This window comes from Mycobacterium paraense (assembly GCF_002101815.1).
Taxonomy (GTDB): Bacteria; Actinomycetota; Actinomycetes; order Mycobacteriales; family Mycobacteriaceae; genus Mycobacterium; species Mycobacterium paraense.
The window spans coordinates 333,113-348,882 of sequence record NZ_LQPM01000007.1; the positions used below are offsets into that span (position 1 = coordinate 333,113).

Consider the following 15,770-nt stretch of genomic DNA (forward strand, 5'->3'; position numbering starts at 1 on the left):
GTCATGAGAATCGCCGTCTTGGGCGCCGCGGCGTCCGCCCTGATGGGCGGGACGCTCGCCGTTACGCCTCTGACCTCGGTCAGCACGCCGCTGCCGGCCGCCGGGCCATGCACCAGCGGCGGGGCGGGCTGCCAGAAGGTGGCGCAGGTCCTGATGCCCGAGACGCCGAAGCCGTCCGGGCCGGGCGCCGAGGCCGCGGCGGGTCCGCCCACGCCGTTCCAACAGGCGGCCAACGTGACCGGCCCCGGCACGCCTCCCGCGCCGGGCGGCCCCGCGGCCGCCGCGGTGCCCGGGGGAAGCTCGCCGGGAGTCAGCATCGGCGGGGCGCCGGGCGGCGGCGCCCCCGGGGCCGGCGTAGGCGTGCCCGGGGTGCCTGACCTGGCCGGACTTCCGGACCCCAACCTCGTGCTGCCGGCCTTGGCCGGGCTACCGGCCGCCGCGGCCATCCCGAACGACGCGGCCGTCGCGCTGTCCGTCGTGCAGGGCGTCGTCGGCGTGGGCGGCAGCGTCGTGGGCATCGGGACGGGTGTCGTCGCCACGGCGTCGACCGCCGCCATCGCGCTCGTCTACCTCAAGCAGGCGGGGCTGCTGCCCGCCAACTTCACGCTGGGCATCCCCGGCGTGGGGGTCCCGGCCCTCCCCGGGTTCGGCCTCGCCGGCCTGCCCGTCGCGGCGGCGGCCGTCCCCGGCGCGGCCGCGGCCATCCCGGCGGTGTTGGCGTCGGTCCCGGCGGGGCTCCCCGCGGGCCTGCCCGCGCTGCCGGCGGCACCCGCGCTGCCGGCGGCGCCGCCGATCCCCGCGTTGCCGCCACTTCCGGCCGGCCCACCGGCCCTGCCCGCGCTTCCCGCGCTGCCCCCGCTCCCCGCGGGTCCGCCGGCGCTGCCGGCCCTGCCGGCGCCTCCGCCGCTGCCGGGTCCGCCGCCACTGCCGCACCCGCGGTTGTGCACCCCGGGCTTCGGCCCCATCGGGGTCTGCACCCCCTGACGTGCGGCGCGGCTCAGCCGCCGCGTGATTGCAGCACCGCGTCGTAGAGCTGGCGCGTGCGCACGTCCGGATGACCCGCGGCCACCTCGCTGCACGCGTCCTTGACCCGCACACCCGCGGCGACCAGGGTCTCGACCTCGGCCACCAGGGACTCGACGTCGGCGCGCGGGGTCGCGCCGGCCAGCACGACGGTGATCTCGCCGAGCACCCCGTCGTCCGCCCACGCCGCCAGCTCGTCGAGCGTGCCGCGCACCACTTCCTCGTGCACCTTGGTCAGCTCCCGGCACACCACCGCCCGTCGCGCCCCGCCGAGCTCCTCCACCGCGTCGCGCAGGCACGCGCCCAGCCGGCGCGGGGATTCAAAGAACACGCAGGTGCGCCGCTCGTCGGCCAGCGAGGCGAACCACGATCGGCGCGCCGACTTCTTGCGCGGGGCGAAACCCTCGAAGCAGAACCGTTCCGACGGCAGGCCCGACACGGCGAGCGCGGTCGTCACCGCCGACGGCCCCGGCAGGCAGGTCACGGGAACCCCGGCCTCGACGCACGCCGCGACCAGCCGGTAGCCCGGGTCGCTGATCAGCGGCATCCCGGCGTCGCTGACCAGCAGCACCGTCGCACCGGCCTGCATCGCGTCGACGAGCCCGGGCACCCGGGCGGCCTCGACCCGGTCGTACAGGCTGACCAGCCGGCCGGTGATCCCCACGTCCAGCGCTTTGGCCAGCACGCGCACCCGCCGGGTGTCCTCGGCGGCCACCACGTCGGCGCGGGCCAGCGCGTCGATCAGGCGTGGCGAGGCATCCGACGGCTGGCCCAGGGGGGTCGCGCCCAGCAATAGGCGGCCGGAGGTCATGACGGACAGCCTACGATCGACACCGATGTCCGCCCCGCCCCGCGAAAGCCCCGTCGTCTTGGAAGACCGCGACGAGCGCGTCGTGCCCGTCGTCAGCCCGGGGCCGCTGGCTCCGGTCGCGGACTTCGGGCCCACCGACCACATCCGCGGCTGGGTCGTCACCGGCGTGATCGCGGTGCTGGCGGCGGTGACCCGGTTCCTCAACCTGGGCTCCCCCACCGACGCCGGCACGCCCGTCTTCGACGAGAAGCACTACGCGCCGCAGGCGTGGCAAGCGCTGCACAACCACGGGGTGGAGGACAACCCAGGCTTCGGGCTGGTCGTGCACCCGCCCGTCGGCAAGCAGCTCATCGCCATCGGCGAGGCCTTCTTCGGCTACAACGGGGTGGGCTGGCGGTTCACCGGCGCCCTGCTCGGCGTGGTCATGGTGGTGCTGGTCATGCGGATCGTGCGGCGGATCAGCCGCTCGACGCTGGTCGGCGCGATCGCCGGCGTGCTGGTCATCTGCGACGGCGTCAGCTTCGTCACCGCCCGCACGGCGCTGCTCGACGGCATCCTCACGTTCTTTGTGGTCGCGGCGTTCGGCGCGCTCATCGTCGACCGCGACCAGGTGCGCGAGCGCCTGCACGTCGCGCTGATGGAGGGCCGCAGCGCCGAGACCTTGTGGGGGCCCCGCCTCGGCGTGCGCTGGTGGCGCTTCTCGGCGGGCATCCTGCTCGGATTGGCTTGCGGCACAAAGTGGTCCGGCCTGTACTTCGTGTTGTTCTTCGGCGCGATGTCGCTGGCGTTCGACGTGGCGGCGCGGCGCCAGTACCAGGTGACCAGGCCATGGCTGGGGACGCTGCGCCGCGACCTCGTCCCGACGGCATATGCCTTGGCGCTCATCCCGTTCGGCGTCTACCTGGCCAGCTACGCGCCGTGGTTCGCCTCCGAGACCGCGATCGACCGCCACGAGGTGGGCCTGTCGATCGGGCCCCACTCGGTGGTCCCCATGCCCGACGCGATTCGCTCGCTGTGGCACTACACCGCCAAGGCCTTCCAGTTTCACGCGGGCCTGACGAACTCCGCCGGCAACTACCACCCGTGGGAATCCAAGCCGTGGAGCTGGCCGATGTCGTTGCGGCCGGTGCTGTACGCCATCGACCAGCAGAACGTTCCCGGCTGCGGCCCGCAGTCGTGCGTCAAGGCGGAGATGCTCGTCGGCACCCCCGCCATGTGGTGGCTGGCCGTGCCGGTGCTGCTGTATGCGCTGTGGCGCATGCTGATTCGCCGCGACTGGCGCTACGCGGCCGTCCTGACGGGGTATTGCGGGGGGTGGCTGCCCTGGTTCGCCGACATCGACCGGCAAATGTATTTCTTCTACGCGTCGACGATGGCGCCGTTTCTGACCATGGGCATCGCGCTGATCTGCGGCGACATCCTCTACGCCCGCCGTCAAAGCTCCGAGCGCCGGACGCTGGGGCTGATCGCGGTGTCGTGCTATCTGGCCTTGGTGGTCACCAACTTCGCCTGGCTGTTTCCGGTGCTCACCGGCCTGCCCATCTCCCAGCAGACGTGGAACATGGAGATCTGGCTGCCCAGCTGGCGCTGATTATTGCGCCGAAACTGCGCACAGCGCGTCCGCAGGGCCCAATCCGGCGCGCTGGACGCAGTCTCGACGCCGCCTAGACCGGGTCCCGAGCGACGGGGCAGGACATGCAGCGGGGGCCGCCGCGGCCGGTGCCCAGCTCCGAGCCCGCGATCGTCAGCACCTCGATGCCGGCGTCCTGCAGGCGGCCGTTGGTCTGGGCGTTGCGCTCGTAGGCGACCACCACGCCCGGCGCCAGCGCCAACGTGTTGTTGCCGTCGTCCCACTGCTCGCGTTCGGCGACGAGCGGGTCCAGCCCGGTGTCGATCACCCGCAGCTTGTCGATGCCCATCGCCTTGGCGGCGGCCTCCAAAAACGGCGTCTCGTCGCCGATCGTGATGCCGCCGGGCGCCGGCTGGATCGGGAACGCCGACAGCGTGTCGACGATGTTGGCGTACATGAGCACGGTGTCGGTGTCGACCATCGTGCACACCGTGTCGAGGTGCATCTGCGCGCGCCGCTGCGCGATCGGCACCGCCAGCACCGTGTGCGCCAGGTCGTCGTCGAACAGGCTGCGCGCCAACGCTTCCGCGCCGGCCGGGGTGGTCCGCTCCCCCACCCCGACGGCGACCACCCCCGGCGCGAGCAGCAGCACGTCGCCGCCCTCGACGGGGGCGGTGCGTGACTCGTAGGCGCGCCGCACCCCGGTGAATCGCGGGTGATGGGCATAGATCAGGTCGCTCAACGAGGCTTCGCGAACGCGGGCCGGCAGCGCCAGGGTGGGGATCACCACGCGCGGCCCGATCCAGATCGCCGAGTCGCGGGTGAACACCAGGTTCGGCAGCGGTTCGATGACGAAATCCGCCCCGTGGTGCATCCGCAGGACCAGCGAGACGTCGGAGCGGATGTCGGGCGGCAGCTCGTTGAACGTCATGCCGGCCATCAGCACGTTGGCCAATCTGACCGGTTCGAGGCCCCGCAGGTGCGCCGAAAGCCCTTGGGCCAAAGGGACTCCGAGCCGGCGAGCGTCCACCGCCGCGGCGACGCCCTGCATCCGGGCAGCCCCGCTGTGGTTGAGGGCCTCGGTCAGCAGGTCGGACAGCAGCAGCACCTCGACGCCGCGGGCGCGCAGCAGCTCCGCGAACTGGTCGTGCTCCTCCTGCGCGCGCGCCACCCAGGGCAGCCCGTCGAACAGCAGTTGGTCGTTGTTGCGGGGATTGAGCCGCAACAGCTCGCCGCCGGGGCGGTGCAGGATGACGACCCGCAGCGCGCCGACCTCGGAATTGGTGCCCAACTCGACAACACCCACGGGGGAAACGGTAGCCGGTCGGCCGCCCGGGCCACCTCCGATCGAACGGGTGTGCGATAAACTGGGCGGCGTGAGCATCGCGGTACAGGGCTCGCTGTTCGAGCACACCGAGCGCAGGGAGCTCGGTGACGGCGCGTTCATCGAGATCCGCGCCGGCTGGCTGACCGACGCCGACGGCCTGCTCGTCGACCTGCTCTCGACGGTGCCGTGGCGGGCCGAGCGCCGCCACATGTACGACCGGGTGGTCGATGTGCCGCGGCTGGTTAGCTTTCACGACTTGGCGGTCGAGGAGCCCCCGCACCCCGTGCTCGGGCGGCTGCGCCGGCGGCTCAACGACATCTACGCCGGCGAGCTCGGTGAGCCGTTCACCACCGTCGGACTGTGCTGTTACCGCGACGGCTCCGACAGCGTCGCCTGGCACGGCGACACCATCGGTCGCAGCAGCTCGCAGGACACCATGGTGGCGATCGTCAGCCTCGGCGCGACCCGTACCTTCGCGATGCGGCGCCGCGGCGGAGGCCCGTCGCTGCGGCTGCCCCAGGCGCATGGGGATCTGCTGGTGATGGGCGGATCGTGCCAGCGCACCTGGGAGCACGCGGTGCCCAAGACGTCGGCGCCGACCGGCCCGCGGGTGAGCATCCAGTTCCGCCCCCGCGACGTGCGCTAGTGGCGATCACAAGCGCGGCGTAGCCGGGCGCAGTGGGTCGCCACCATCGACTCAGCTAGCTGCGTACCGCGGCCACGGCCTTGACGAGGAGGTCGCGGGCCCGCTGTGTGTCGATCTTGGCGAGGGGCTGGTCGGGGATGACGAGTGGGTTGGCGATGACGATCACCTGGTACTCGCCGAACTGAGCCGAATAGTCGTACAGCTCGCCGGTGCGCGCGCCCCCCGCCACGACTGCCTGCAGGACCCGGTGCACGCCCGTCGTGCGCGCCCCGTCGATGTGCGGCGCGTCGATCACCTCGATGCCGCCCCGGACACCGGTGCCGGCGAATGCGACCTTGCCGCAGTCCTTTCCGGGGTCGTTGAACGGCAGGGCTTGTGAGGTCTCGATCGCGATGACGACGAACCGGTTTCCGTTGCCTTCGGCGGAGACGGCGGCCATGTTGCCCTGCAGGTCGGGCGGCATGTCCGGTCCCACCGCCACTTTCGCGCAGTTGGCGGGGTCGAAGGTCAGGCCTTCGGGCAGCTTGCGCGCCGAGAGCAGCTTGGGGTCGATCGCGCGTTCGGAGATGTCGGTGACCTTGTATTCGGGCCCAAAGCTCGACTTCACGTCGGTGACCTTGCCGATGTCGGCCTTGACGGCGGGATCGCCACCCGATGAGCAGCCGGCCAGCACGCACACGGATGCGGTCGCGAGCATCAGCTTGAACATCGTGGCCAATCTACCCAAAGCGGGCGCTCAGCTGCGCAACGCGGAGACCGTTTTGACGAGCAGATCGGCGACGAATTGGGGCGGCAGCGCCGGAAGGGCCGAGCCCGGGTCCGTGGTCAGCGTGGTGAAGGCGTAGTAGTTGCCCAGGTATGCGGTGAAGGTGTATGCGCGCGAATCGATTTCGGTGCCCGACTCGACCGATGATCTGGTGTCGGCCACCATGCCGAGGGTGTCGGCGCCGTCGATGTGGGGGGCGTCGACCAGGTGGACGTTCGCCGTCGTGTGCCCGTCGCTCATGGTCCACCGGTCGCACGCCCCGACGACGCCCCGGTCGAGGTCGACCGGGCCGGGCAAAGCCACGACCACCGCGTTGACGATGCCACCGGTGCCCGAGGCGGAGAAGCCCTGCGCGGTCTGCTCGCGCCCGTTGCCGGGGTCGGCGAGGGCGGCGCATTGCGGCGGGTCGGCCCGCGCGTCGGCTTCGAGGCTCCAGATCACCCTCGGCGAAACCCCGCTGGGGATGCCGGTCGTCACCTCGTAGTGGGGCGGCAGGTCGCGCACGACCCGCTTGAGGTTGGCGGGGTTGACGGCGGCGTCGTGGGGCGTCGCCTTGGTGGTCGTCGACGGAGCGGGCGCGTGCGGTTGCGCGCACGCGGCCAGCAGGATCGTGAGCACACCAATCCAGAACGGCCGCATGCCCGTTCAGCCGACCGCTTCGATCACCTGTCGGGCGACGCGCCTGATCTGATCGGCCAGGTGCCGCCCGAAGGCCAGCCGGCGCGGCACGTCGATGATGGTGGTGATGACGCCGACGTCCTCGCGCTGCCAGACCGCGCCGTAGTGGTCCATGATGGTGCGCATCGGGAGGTTGTCGGAAAGCATTCGCGCGGAGAACCTTTCGACGCCGTCGACCCTGGCCGCGATCGACAGCGCGCTGATCAGAAAACTCCCGATGCCCCGGCCCTGATAGGCATCGGCGACGGTGAAGGCGATCTCGGCGATCGTCGGATCGCGCTCGTCGCGCACGAAGCGGCCGTCGGCCACCGGGTCGTCGCCGTCGGTGACCACCCACACGAAGTGGTCGACGTAGTCGACCTCGGAAAGGTAGTGCAGCAGCGCCGGGGAGGGCACCCGCGCCGTCATGAACCGCCGATACAGCGTCTCGCTGGAGAATTGGATGTGGCCCTGAACGGTCCGCTCGTCGTCGCCGGGCAGCACCGGGCGCAGCATCAGATGGGTCCCGTCCCGCACGCGTATCGGGATCGGCGAGATGAACGCGGCGATGCGCTGGCGCACCGTGCGCAGCAGCCGGGGCATGACCCCGGGCAGGTGCAACATCCGGGTGAACGCGTCGTTGTCGCCGATCCAGCCAATCAGCGGTTCGGCGGTGGTAACGGTCGCGATGCGCGGGATGTCCCGCAACAGGGCGATCTCGCCCACGATGGTGCCGGGCGACACCTGTCCGGCGATCACCGCGCCGTCGCTGTCGACGCGGTGGATCTCGGCGGTGCCCGACGAGATCAGCAGGAAGGACACGGCCCGCTCGCCCTGCCGCATCAGCACCTGGCCGGCCGCGGCGCGCAGCGGTTGGAGGCGGGCCGCCAACGGCACCAGGTCCTCGGTGGGACAGCCCGCGAAGACGTCCATCCTCGCGAGCTCCTCTGCCCGCGCGCCGGTCAGTTCGGCCACCGCGACAATCCTACGGGGTCGCGGAGTCTCGGCGCGGGACGACAACTCTCGGTGCGTGCGCGCCCAGGCGCCGTCGACGCTGCGACCTACTACCCGCAGCCTCTGGCATAGTCGGGTGGCGAACCGGCCGGGTCAAGCCAGAACAGGGCTTGGTTGAAGCGGTCAGAACTCGTCGCCTTCTTGCCGTCCGCCTGAACGTATTGAACCTGGACCTCCGCCATGAAATCCCCGGCGGCGCGCAGGCTCGCGCTGTTGAACGCGACGCGATAACAGTGGTCGCGCATGAGATCCCATGCGAACGTCGCGTCGTGAGGTAGCTCCTGCCAGACGCGCCGCAGAACCTCGAATCGGTCGACCGTATGCATGTTCAAGGAATAGGACCGGACCCTCCCGGTACCTAGGTCGGCTACGTCGTTGTAGACAACACCGCCATGCGCGAGGTACTCCGGCAGGCTGGGATCGCGACCGTAAGCATCAGCGGCCGCGTAGTTCGGCGTGTGCGAGTCGTCCCAGGCGGCCCGGGTGGCCCCGAGGCCGGGCATCGACTCGGCCTGGCTTGCTGCGGCCAACGGCAGCATCGCGACGGTGGCCGAACCTGCCGGTGCGGCCGGCGTGATATCCGGCGAGCGAGAACACCCCGCGGTCGCACCGACGACGACGCACCCGGCGGCGACCGCCACTCGCAGTGGGACTGTGAACGAGAACGACATACGCCGCTCCTCATGGATAGGCCACCGCTGCCGCTGCGTTGACGTCGCAGCCAACATTGGGGCGCCCGTAACATACGGCTTACCTAGTGATATACCAATGTACAATACTTTCTGTATCATCGGATAGGTGTGGACAGACTTTAAGTTTTTCGGTGCGAGGGCGCTCTCGGAGGCGCCGATGAAGGCGCAGCGCCCGCTCGGGCTGGACCTGTCGTGGACATCGATCACCTGTGCGTTGCTGATCGACGTCGCGGTGCTGACCGTGGCCAATCGCTTGTCGGCGCCGGGCCGCTCCACCGTGTGGTGGGCGGGTATCGCCGTTGCGGCACTGGTCACGATCGCCATCGTGCTCACCTACCGCGGAGTCACGGTCATCGCAGCTGTGGCGCGGTGGGTGTGGGAGTGGTCCGCCGAGCCGCGAGACTCGTCGCCCGGCGCGGAGGCCGCACCGAGCCCGGGATGCACGCCGGCGATCGATCACCGGCGCCGCTTCGGTCGCGACGTGCTCGGGGTCCGCCAGCACCAGGGCCACCTGGTCGCGGTGATCGCAATGACTCCGCCGGATCCACCGCAGGGGCATCAGGGCGAGGGGGTGCCGCCGCCGACCTTGCCGGTGGAGGCAGTTGCGGCGGGGCTACGCCAGTTCGATGTCCGCCTCGACGCCATCGACATCGTTTCGGTGCGAAGGCGGCAGGTCTCCGAGGTCGCCGACCCATCGGCCACGTCGTCGGTGGACGACCGACTCGCGGTGACCGAACGCGGTACCTGGCTGGTGTTGCGGATGGATCCGCAGCGCAATGTCGCGGCGGTGGCGGTGCGCGACTCGGTCGTGTCGACCGTGGCGGCGGTCACGGAGCGGCTCGCTGGCGCGCTGAATGGAAAGCGCTGCGCAGCAAGGCCTTTGACCGCGGCTGAGCTCGCCGACGTGGACACCGCCATCATGGCGGGCCTGGAGCCGGCTCGTATTCGGCCCGGATTGCGTCATCTCAAGCATTTCGACGGGTACGTCACCAGCTTCTGGGTTTCGCCGCGGGATATCAGCTCCGAGACGCTAGATCGGTTGTGGCTGCTCGATACCGACGCAACCGTGGTGACGCTCCGGCTCACGGACGCGGACGGCCGGGCCGAGATGTCGGCCTGGGTGCGCTATCACAGCGCCGAGCCGCTGGGGAAAGGTGCGGTGGATGGGCTGAATCGCCTCATCGGCCGTCAGTTGAACGCCGCGCGGGCGAGCCTGCCGGCCCCGGCGCAGCGGCCGCCGCTGGTGGTGCCGTCGCGTGCGCTGCGGGTCGACGAACAACTCGAAATGGGTTTGGGCTCAACAGAGATGGATGCGGCAGAGCTGGACGCGGTACCGGAGCCATCGGAGCCTTCGCTCACCCCGGCTGCAATGGTGTGACCGACCGGTGACCCGGGCCGGGTCTAATCCGTTTGCGCCACAGTCAAACCTGGAGTTCCACGGCGGTTTTGCGGCGCCCGATCCGCCGGACCACTTGCGGCTGGGGGCGGGATCCGACACTTCGGAAATCAACGCCGTGCCGTGCCAGACACTCCTGACCGGGCAGCACATCGACGGCCTCGATCAGCCCGAGCAGTGAGTCGGAACGGAATGGAAACGGGACGCCGGCGACCTCGAGCAGGCGCAGGGCGGCCATCACCGGGCCGGCGGGTACCGGCAAGCTGGTCCGGCGCTTCTGCTCGGGCGAAAGGCCCGCAAAGATCGACGGCAGGTCGACCGACCGCGGATTGGCCAGCCCGATGACCTCGCCGGACAGCTCGTCGTAGTGGTCAATGACCGTTGCGATTGCGTGGGCTACGTCGTCCTCGTGCGCCAGGAAGAGCTTCGCCGATTTAAACCGCGGCCAAAGCGGGAGGCGTGAGATTTTCCGTAGCGTGCCCGCCATGCCGCCGGGCGACTCTCCGTAGATCAGACCGGGACGGACCACGACGCAACCCATATCGAGGGCGGTGCGTTCCACGGCCAGCTTCATCAAGCCATAGGCCTGTCGTGTCCCGAAATAGGCGGACATCGAGGAAACGAACACGACTTGTTTGACGCCGGCGGTCGCGGCGGCTTCGATCAGCCTGCGCGAACCGATCACGTTCTCGCGCCAAAGTTGGCCCGTGTCTTTGCCGCTCAGAACCCAGGCGGCGTGGATCAGCGTGTCCACGTCGTGCAGAATTGCCCGGTCGACGTCTCGACCGAGTTCGAAGTGGCGCCACTCGCTGGCCGCGCCTTGCGGACGGCGGCGCGTCAGCGCGATCACCTCGTCGCCGCGATTCGAGAGATGATCCGACAAAACGGATCCGAGGTAACCCGTCGCGCCCGTGATCGCTACCCGCTGCGACGTCATCACGCTCTCCCTAGGGCTTCGGTGGCGATGCGGTGCGCATTCGCCATGATCGTCAACGTGAACGTGGTGGCCGCGACCGTCGGAAACACCGAGGCATCCACGAGATGTACGTTGCGCCAAGGGTTTACCCGACCAAGGGAGTCGCTGGCGAACCGGCCGAAAGGCTTCGCCTGCATGGGGAACGATCCCCCGTAGTGGTAACTCTTCGCCGCGCCCGCGAGCTTGGTCTGACCCGGTATGGGGTGCAGGTCGAGCGCTCGACCGCAACGCCGCAGTTGCCGCAGCACCCGTTCCAGCATCGGCTGCGTCGCGTCGTTGCGGCCTGAGGTCACCCGGATCGGCGGTAGCGAACCGTCAGTCGTCGCTCGACCGATACGCAGCTCGACAGGGGGCGAGGCCCACGAGGGCAGGTAGCCGAGGCCGACGGTCAGGCGCCGAAGACCCGTCCCGGTGAGTGCGCTGAGCGAGCCGGAGGTCAAGACGCCCGGGAGGGCCGCCAACATGATGTCGTTGTACGGGTAGCAGTGCACCAGTGCGGCCTCTTTGCCGTCGCTGTCGAAGGTAACGAAGAGATTGAACTGGTTGAGCGTGAACTCGCCGGCCTGCGTCAGCTCGGCGACCGGCCTCAACGACAAAAACGGCGTCATGAACTGCACGGATTCCGCCAATCTGATGGAACGATTCGTCAGCCCCAGAGAGCCCGCAACGATCCTCGTCGTGCCGATCGCTCCGGCCCCGACCAGAACCCGATCCGCACCGAAAACCCGGCGCTGTCCGGTGTCGACTTCGGTGGCGTGAACCGACACACGGCCCGCGTCGTCCTCCTCGATGCGGTCAACCCGCATGCCGGATCGGTAGTCCACCCGGCCCCTCGCCCTGAGGCGATCGAAAGTCTGCGACGCGGAGTAGATGAGCTGGTAGGGACAGCCGGTCATGCAGAGGCCGACACGGCGACATGCCGATCCCTTCAACGCCAGGCGCGCAAGCCCAACGGTCACCCCATGCCGCCGGACTGCGATGCGGTTCCGTTCGTAGCGCCGCAGCACCGACGACGTGCGATCGGTGACGGCGGGCAGATGGTCGGGCGCGCCCATCAGCGGAAAGGTTTCCTCGAGGTCGTCGTGCTCGCCCGAATACGGAATCTGGCTGAGGATTTCGCGATAGTGCGGTTCCAGATCCGGGCGTGAGATCGGCCAGGTCTTGAACGTCCCCGTCGAGTACGGCATCATCTGCGCCCCCCACGTGTTCGAGAACCCGCCGTAGGCCCCCGACACCACCAGCGGGTTCGCTTCACCGTCCGCGTCGATGTCATCGAGTTGGCCCGCGTTCGCGAACACGAAGTTCGATCCGTAGATCTGCTTCACCGGAAGCTGACCCGGGGCCGCGGCTTGCGGAAGCGAGGAGACCAAGTCCAGGTCGTCCGGACTCCACCGGTCCGGCGACGTGCTCGCCATGGCCGCCCGGGCGTCCTGTCGCGCGCTCTCGAGCTCGGCGCCCAGATCCAGAACGGTGATTGCCGCCTCGCGGACACCGTCGAGCGCCAGGGCGGCCGCAGCAGCCGAGGGACCAGATCCCACGATCACAATCTCCATCGGACCTCCACAGGACCCGCCACGATCCGATGTGGGGACGTCGTGCGGCGCACGGCGAAGGGTATGCCTCTAGCTCCGTCAGCGGATCAATCGTATCTTTTCACGCATTTTAAGCTTCTTCTAGTTTGGCTGTCACGTGTTATGCTGACTAAACAGATGATTTTCGGGCGAATCGGCGACTATCAGTCACCACCACGCCCGCGCCACGTAGAAGCAACGGAGACCCTGGGAAGCAATATGCCCGCTCTCGACACGACCAAGCGACGCGCGAGCCATGCCCTGGTCGGGTCCATGCGCGCATGCGTTGCGAACGAACACCTGCCGATGCTCGCCAAGAGGGTTTTCGTGGACCGATGCAGCCGGCTGCTCACGGCGCTCGGCAACGAGCCGGGCGAGACGCCGGTCGAATCGATCTACGGAACCAAGTTCGTAGCCGGCCAGGACAGCTCAATCATCACTGCCTGCCTGCGCTTTCGCGGCACCTACGAACCGGTGCTTTCGGAGTTCATTCTGCGGCACGTGCAGGAGGGCGACGTCTGCGTCGACGCGGGCGCCAACATCGGCTACTTCACCCTCCTGTTCGCCAAGCGCGTCGGGCCGTCCGGGAAGGTCATCGCGATCGAGGCCGCGCCCGACACCGCGCGGCGGCTGCGGGCCAACGTCGAGCTCAACGGGGTGGACCGGATCGTCGACGTCGTCCAGGCGGCCTGCGCCGCGGAGAAGGGCGAGCTCACCTTCTACCTGCATCCCCGCGTTGACGCGTTCTCCCGGCTCAGCCCCCCGGTCAAGGGCGACTTCGACCGCCGCTTCACGGGAAGCACCTGGATTCCCACGGCCGTGACCGCGGACACGCTCGCGGCCATCGTGGGCGCCGACGCTCCGCGGGTCTCATTCATCAAGGTGGACGTCGAGGGCGCGGAAACGGCCATCGCGCCGCAGATCGCCGCTGACTTCACCCATCCCAACCTGGTGGTGGCCCTAGAGGTGAGGACGCAAATAGAGGCCACGCTGAAGCCGTTCCAGGACCAAGGTTTCCACGTCTACGACCTACACAACGATTATCGGTGGGTGTACGAGGACAAGGTCCCGGCGATTACCGAGGCGGCATACCGCGACTTCTCTCACCGGGGCTGGCGCGAGACCCGTGCCCATGCCGCCGATGTACTCCTCAGCCGCCAACCGCTCGCCCTCCCCTAGAGATTGACGCCGCGGCATCAGAGGTCCGGTGATGACCCGAAACCATTGTGCGTCAACAGTTTCCCCGACAAGAGCTGTTAGTGCGCGCGCGGCGGCGCTGATGGCGGTCGTCGCCGTCGTTCTGAGCGCCTGCTCGACGTCGAAGGCGCCGGCCGTCCCACCGGGCGCCTCGGCGAACCAGGGCCGAACCGTTGCCACGACGGCGCAGGTGCTGGAAGCCGTCAAGGCGGCCCAAAACATCGACACGCTCCCCGATTCCGTGGGCTACTTCCTGACCAAGGCGGACTGGCCGATGGCCATGGGGCACTTCAACTGCCACGAGGTCGACGCCCGGGAGGTAGGCCTTCCCGCCGATCTTCTCCACCCCTCCATATCGGAGTTCGGGCAGTGTGCAGCCGGTGCGGAACACGGCACCAAGCTGATGGTGACCTTCGGAGATTCGCGGGCCGGGATGTGGGGGGCGGCGCTAGAGGGCATCGCCGCAAAGGACGGCTACCAGCTGCGGACCTTCCACATGGGCGACTGCGCGCCCTTGGATCTTCACTTCTTCTCCTATGAGAAGCACACGCCGGACCAGGACTGCTCCCGATTCCGTCCGAGCGCCATCGCCGCGATTCGGAAGCTCCATCCGGATCTGGTGATCGTGACCGCCTTCAGCACCCATGTGCTGGCCGACGGCAGCCAGCCGACCGCCACCCAGTGGGAAACGGGGTGGGAGTCGACCTTGCGCGAATTGGCCCAGCCCGGAACGCGGTTGGTGATGCTCGGCGACATACCCGACTGGGAAACCGACGACGCCCATTGCCTGGCGGCCCACGTCACGGCGGTCCAGAAGTGCAGCGTGCCCCGAGCCGAGGGCATGCCGTCGGGAAATCTCGGTGCCGAACAGGCCGCCGCGGCCGCAACCGGAGCGCTGTACATCCCCACCGTGCCGTGGGTATGCGCCGAGCGCTGCGAACCCGTCATCGCCGATACCCGCGTCTACCAAGATCGATTTCACTTCACCAACAGCTACACGGTCTATCTGACCGGCGCGGTCGGTGAGGCCCTCCAACCGGCGCTCACCTAGGAGGCAAAAGTGCCGTCTGTCAGCGTTCTCACGGCGACGTATCACCATGGCGCGTTCATAGGGACCTGCATTAAAAGTGTTCTCCGGCAGACAAATCCCGACTGGGAGATGATCATCGTCGACGACGGCTCCGAGGACGGCACTCCGGACATCGCCGAGTCCTTCGGGGATCCGCGAATCATCGTCATCCGGAGACCTCATGAGGGAATCGGTGGGCTCGGGCGCGGGTACGCGTCGGCACTGGCGCGGGCGACAAGCCCGATCGTCGCGATCTTGGACGGTGACGACACGTGGCCGGATCACAAAATCGAGCAGCAGTTGCCCCTGTTCGCCGACCCTGGCGTTGTACTCAGCTACGGGCCAGCAGGTCTCATGGATGAGAACGGGGTGACCTACGCGAAATACTGGCACAAACCTCGCGGCGCCGTCGCCCGCAACGACCCGGTTGGCTCGATCCTTCCGGCCCTGGTCCGCCTCAACTTCATCAACGCTTCGACGGTGATGATCCGGCGAACCGCCCTCGATGAGGTCGGAGGCTTCTGGCAACCGGCGAACACGAATTATGTTGACCTTCCCACCTGGCTCCGGCTCGCCATGGCCGGTAGGTTTGCCCCTGCGCCTGAGGTCGTCGGTTATTGGCGCCGGCATTCGACGCAGGTGACGACACGCGGCTGGCTCGACAACACCAACGACAGGACCGCGTTTCTGAAGGCGTTCGTGTCGGACGTCCGCGACCGCCTCCCACCGAGCGTTACCGCGTCTTTGGAAGAGGCGGCGTGTCTGGACGCCTCTCGGCAGAACCAGGAAGCGTGGATAGCCCGAGGACGGATCGAACTGATCGAAGGAAACTGGGGAGCGGCCACCGGCGCATTCTCGACGGCATTTCGATCGGGAGGAGCCAGCATGCGTTCGGTCGCCGCCGTCGGGATTCTCTGTGCCCTGGCGAGAACGGATATGGAAGCCTTCGTCAGAGCCAGGGGACGCCATGCGTTACCGTCGCGGCGTCACCTCGCGACACATGGGCTGGCCGGTCGTGCCGGCACCTTCGCGGGGGGAAACGCATGATCGATCGC

The 15,770-nt window shown here is 68.8% G+C and carries 15 protein-coding genes; 7 read left to right on the plus strand and 8 right to left on the minus strand.

Features of this window, described 5'->3' with window-relative positions; all coding sequences use genetic code 11:
* The first annotated feature begins 3 nt into the window (after positions 1-3).
* Positions 4-984, plus strand: a complete 981-nt coding sequence (locus AWB89_RS06520; protein WP_085172317.1) for a hypothetical protein — start codon at positions 4-6, stop codon at positions 982-984.
* A gap of 13 nt (positions 985-997) precedes the next feature.
* On the opposite strand, the gene rsmI is transcribed toward AWB89_RS06520, so the two are convergent.
* Positions 998-1,834, minus strand: a complete 837-nt coding sequence (gene rsmI / locus AWB89_RS06525; protein ID WP_085099152.1) for a 16S rRNA (cytidine(1402)-2'-O)-methyltransferase — start codon at positions 1,832-1,834, stop codon at positions 998-1,000.
* A 25-nt stretch (positions 1,835-1,859) separates the two neighbouring features.
* On the opposite strand from rsmI, the gene AWB89_RS06530 reads away from it, so the two are divergent.
* Entirely contained in the window at positions 1,860-3,425 is a 1,566-nt protein-coding gene (locus AWB89_RS06530) for a dolichyl-phosphate-mannose--protein mannosyltransferase (protein WP_085172319.1), read from the plus strand.
* Between the two features lie 73 nt (positions 3,426-3,498).
* On the opposite strand, the gene arcA is transcribed toward AWB89_RS06530, so the two are convergent.
* On the minus strand, positions 3,499-4,710 hold the full coding sequence (gene arcA / locus AWB89_RS06535; RefSeq protein WP_085172321.1) for an arginine deiminase: 1,212 nt from the start codon (positions 4,708-4,710) through the stop codon (positions 3,499-3,501).
* Positions 4,711-4,780: 70 nt separating this feature from the next.
* Here arcA and AWB89_RS06540 point away from each other — a divergent pair, with 70 nt between their 5' ends.
* Positions 4,781-5,377: an alpha-ketoglutarate-dependent dioxygenase AlkB gene (locus AWB89_RS06540; RefSeq protein WP_193791150.1), complete on the plus strand. Its 597-nt coding sequence runs from the start codon at positions 4,781-4,783 to the stop codon at positions 5,375-5,377.
* Positions 5,378-5,432: 55 nt separating this feature from the next.
* Here AWB89_RS06540 and AWB89_RS27470 read toward each other — a convergent pair whose 3' ends face one another.
* The 4 genes from AWB89_RS27470 to AWB89_RS06560 form a co-directional block, all read right to left on the minus strand.
* Positions 5,433-6,086: a DUF5642 family protein gene (locus AWB89_RS27470; RefSeq protein ID WP_085172323.1), complete on the minus strand. Its 654-nt coding sequence runs from the start codon at positions 6,084-6,086 to the stop codon at positions 5,433-5,435.
* A gap of 27 nt (positions 6,087-6,113) precedes the next feature.
* Complete coding sequence (locus AWB89_RS27475; protein WP_085172325.1) at positions 6,114-6,782, minus strand: DUF5642 family protein; 669 nt, start codon at positions 6,780-6,782, stop codon at positions 6,114-6,116.
* Between the two features lie 6 nt (positions 6,783-6,788).
* Positions 6,789-7,784 (minus strand): GNAT family N-acetyltransferase, encoded by a 996-nt coding sequence (locus tag AWB89_RS06555; protein WP_142282474.1) that lies wholly within the window; start codon positions 7,782-7,784, stop codon positions 6,789-6,791.
* 80 nt (positions 7,785-7,864) lie between these two features.
* Entirely contained in the window at positions 7,865-8,485 is a 621-nt protein-coding gene (locus tag AWB89_RS06560; RefSeq protein WP_142280358.1) for a hypothetical protein, read from the minus strand.
* A 178-nt stretch (positions 8,486-8,663) separates the two neighbouring features.
* Between AWB89_RS06560 and eccE the strand changes: the two genes are divergently transcribed.
* The gene (gene eccE, locus AWB89_RS06565; RefSeq protein ID WP_085172331.1) at positions 8,664-9,884 is read left to right on the plus strand and encodes a type VII secretion protein EccE; all 1,221 of its coding nucleotides are present in this window, start codon (positions 8,664-8,666) and stop codon (positions 9,882-9,884) included.
* A 43-nt stretch (positions 9,885-9,927) separates the two neighbouring features.
* Here eccE and AWB89_RS06570 read toward each other — a convergent pair whose 3' ends face one another.
* Together AWB89_RS06570 and AWB89_RS06575 are read right to left on the minus strand one after the other, a co-directional pair.
* Entirely contained in the window at positions 9,928-10,839 is a 912-nt protein-coding gene (locus AWB89_RS06570; RefSeq protein WP_085172333.1) for an NAD-dependent epimerase/dehydratase family protein, read from the minus strand.
* Positions 10,839-12,431 (minus strand): GMC oxidoreductase, encoded by a 1,593-nt coding sequence (locus AWB89_RS06575; protein WP_085172335.1) that lies wholly within the window; start codon positions 12,429-12,431, stop codon positions 10,839-10,841. Before AWB89_RS06575 ends, AWB89_RS06570 begins: the two co-directional genes overlap by 1 nt.
* Before the next feature lie 141 nt (positions 12,432-12,572).
* Between AWB89_RS06575 and AWB89_RS06580 the strand changes: the two genes are divergently transcribed.
* The 3 genes from AWB89_RS06580 (at position 12,573) to AWB89_RS06590 (ending at position 15,762) form a co-directional block, all read left to right on the plus strand.
* On the plus strand, positions 12,573-13,628 hold the full coding sequence (locus AWB89_RS06580; protein WP_158089806.1) for an FkbM family methyltransferase: 1,056 nt from the start codon (positions 12,573-12,575) through the stop codon (positions 13,626-13,628).
* Between the two features lie 100 nt (positions 13,629-13,728).
* On the plus strand, positions 13,729-14,697 hold the full coding sequence (locus tag AWB89_RS06585; protein WP_085172339.1) for an SGNH hydrolase domain-containing protein: 969 nt from the start codon (positions 13,729-13,731) through the stop codon (positions 14,695-14,697).
* A 9-nt stretch (positions 14,698-14,706) separates the two neighbouring features.
* Positions 14,707-15,762: a glycosyltransferase family 2 protein gene (locus AWB89_RS06590; RefSeq protein ID WP_085172341.1), complete on the plus strand. Its 1,056-nt coding sequence runs from the start codon at positions 14,707-14,709 to the stop codon at positions 15,760-15,762.
* Positions 15,763-15,770: the final 8 nt, after the last annotated feature.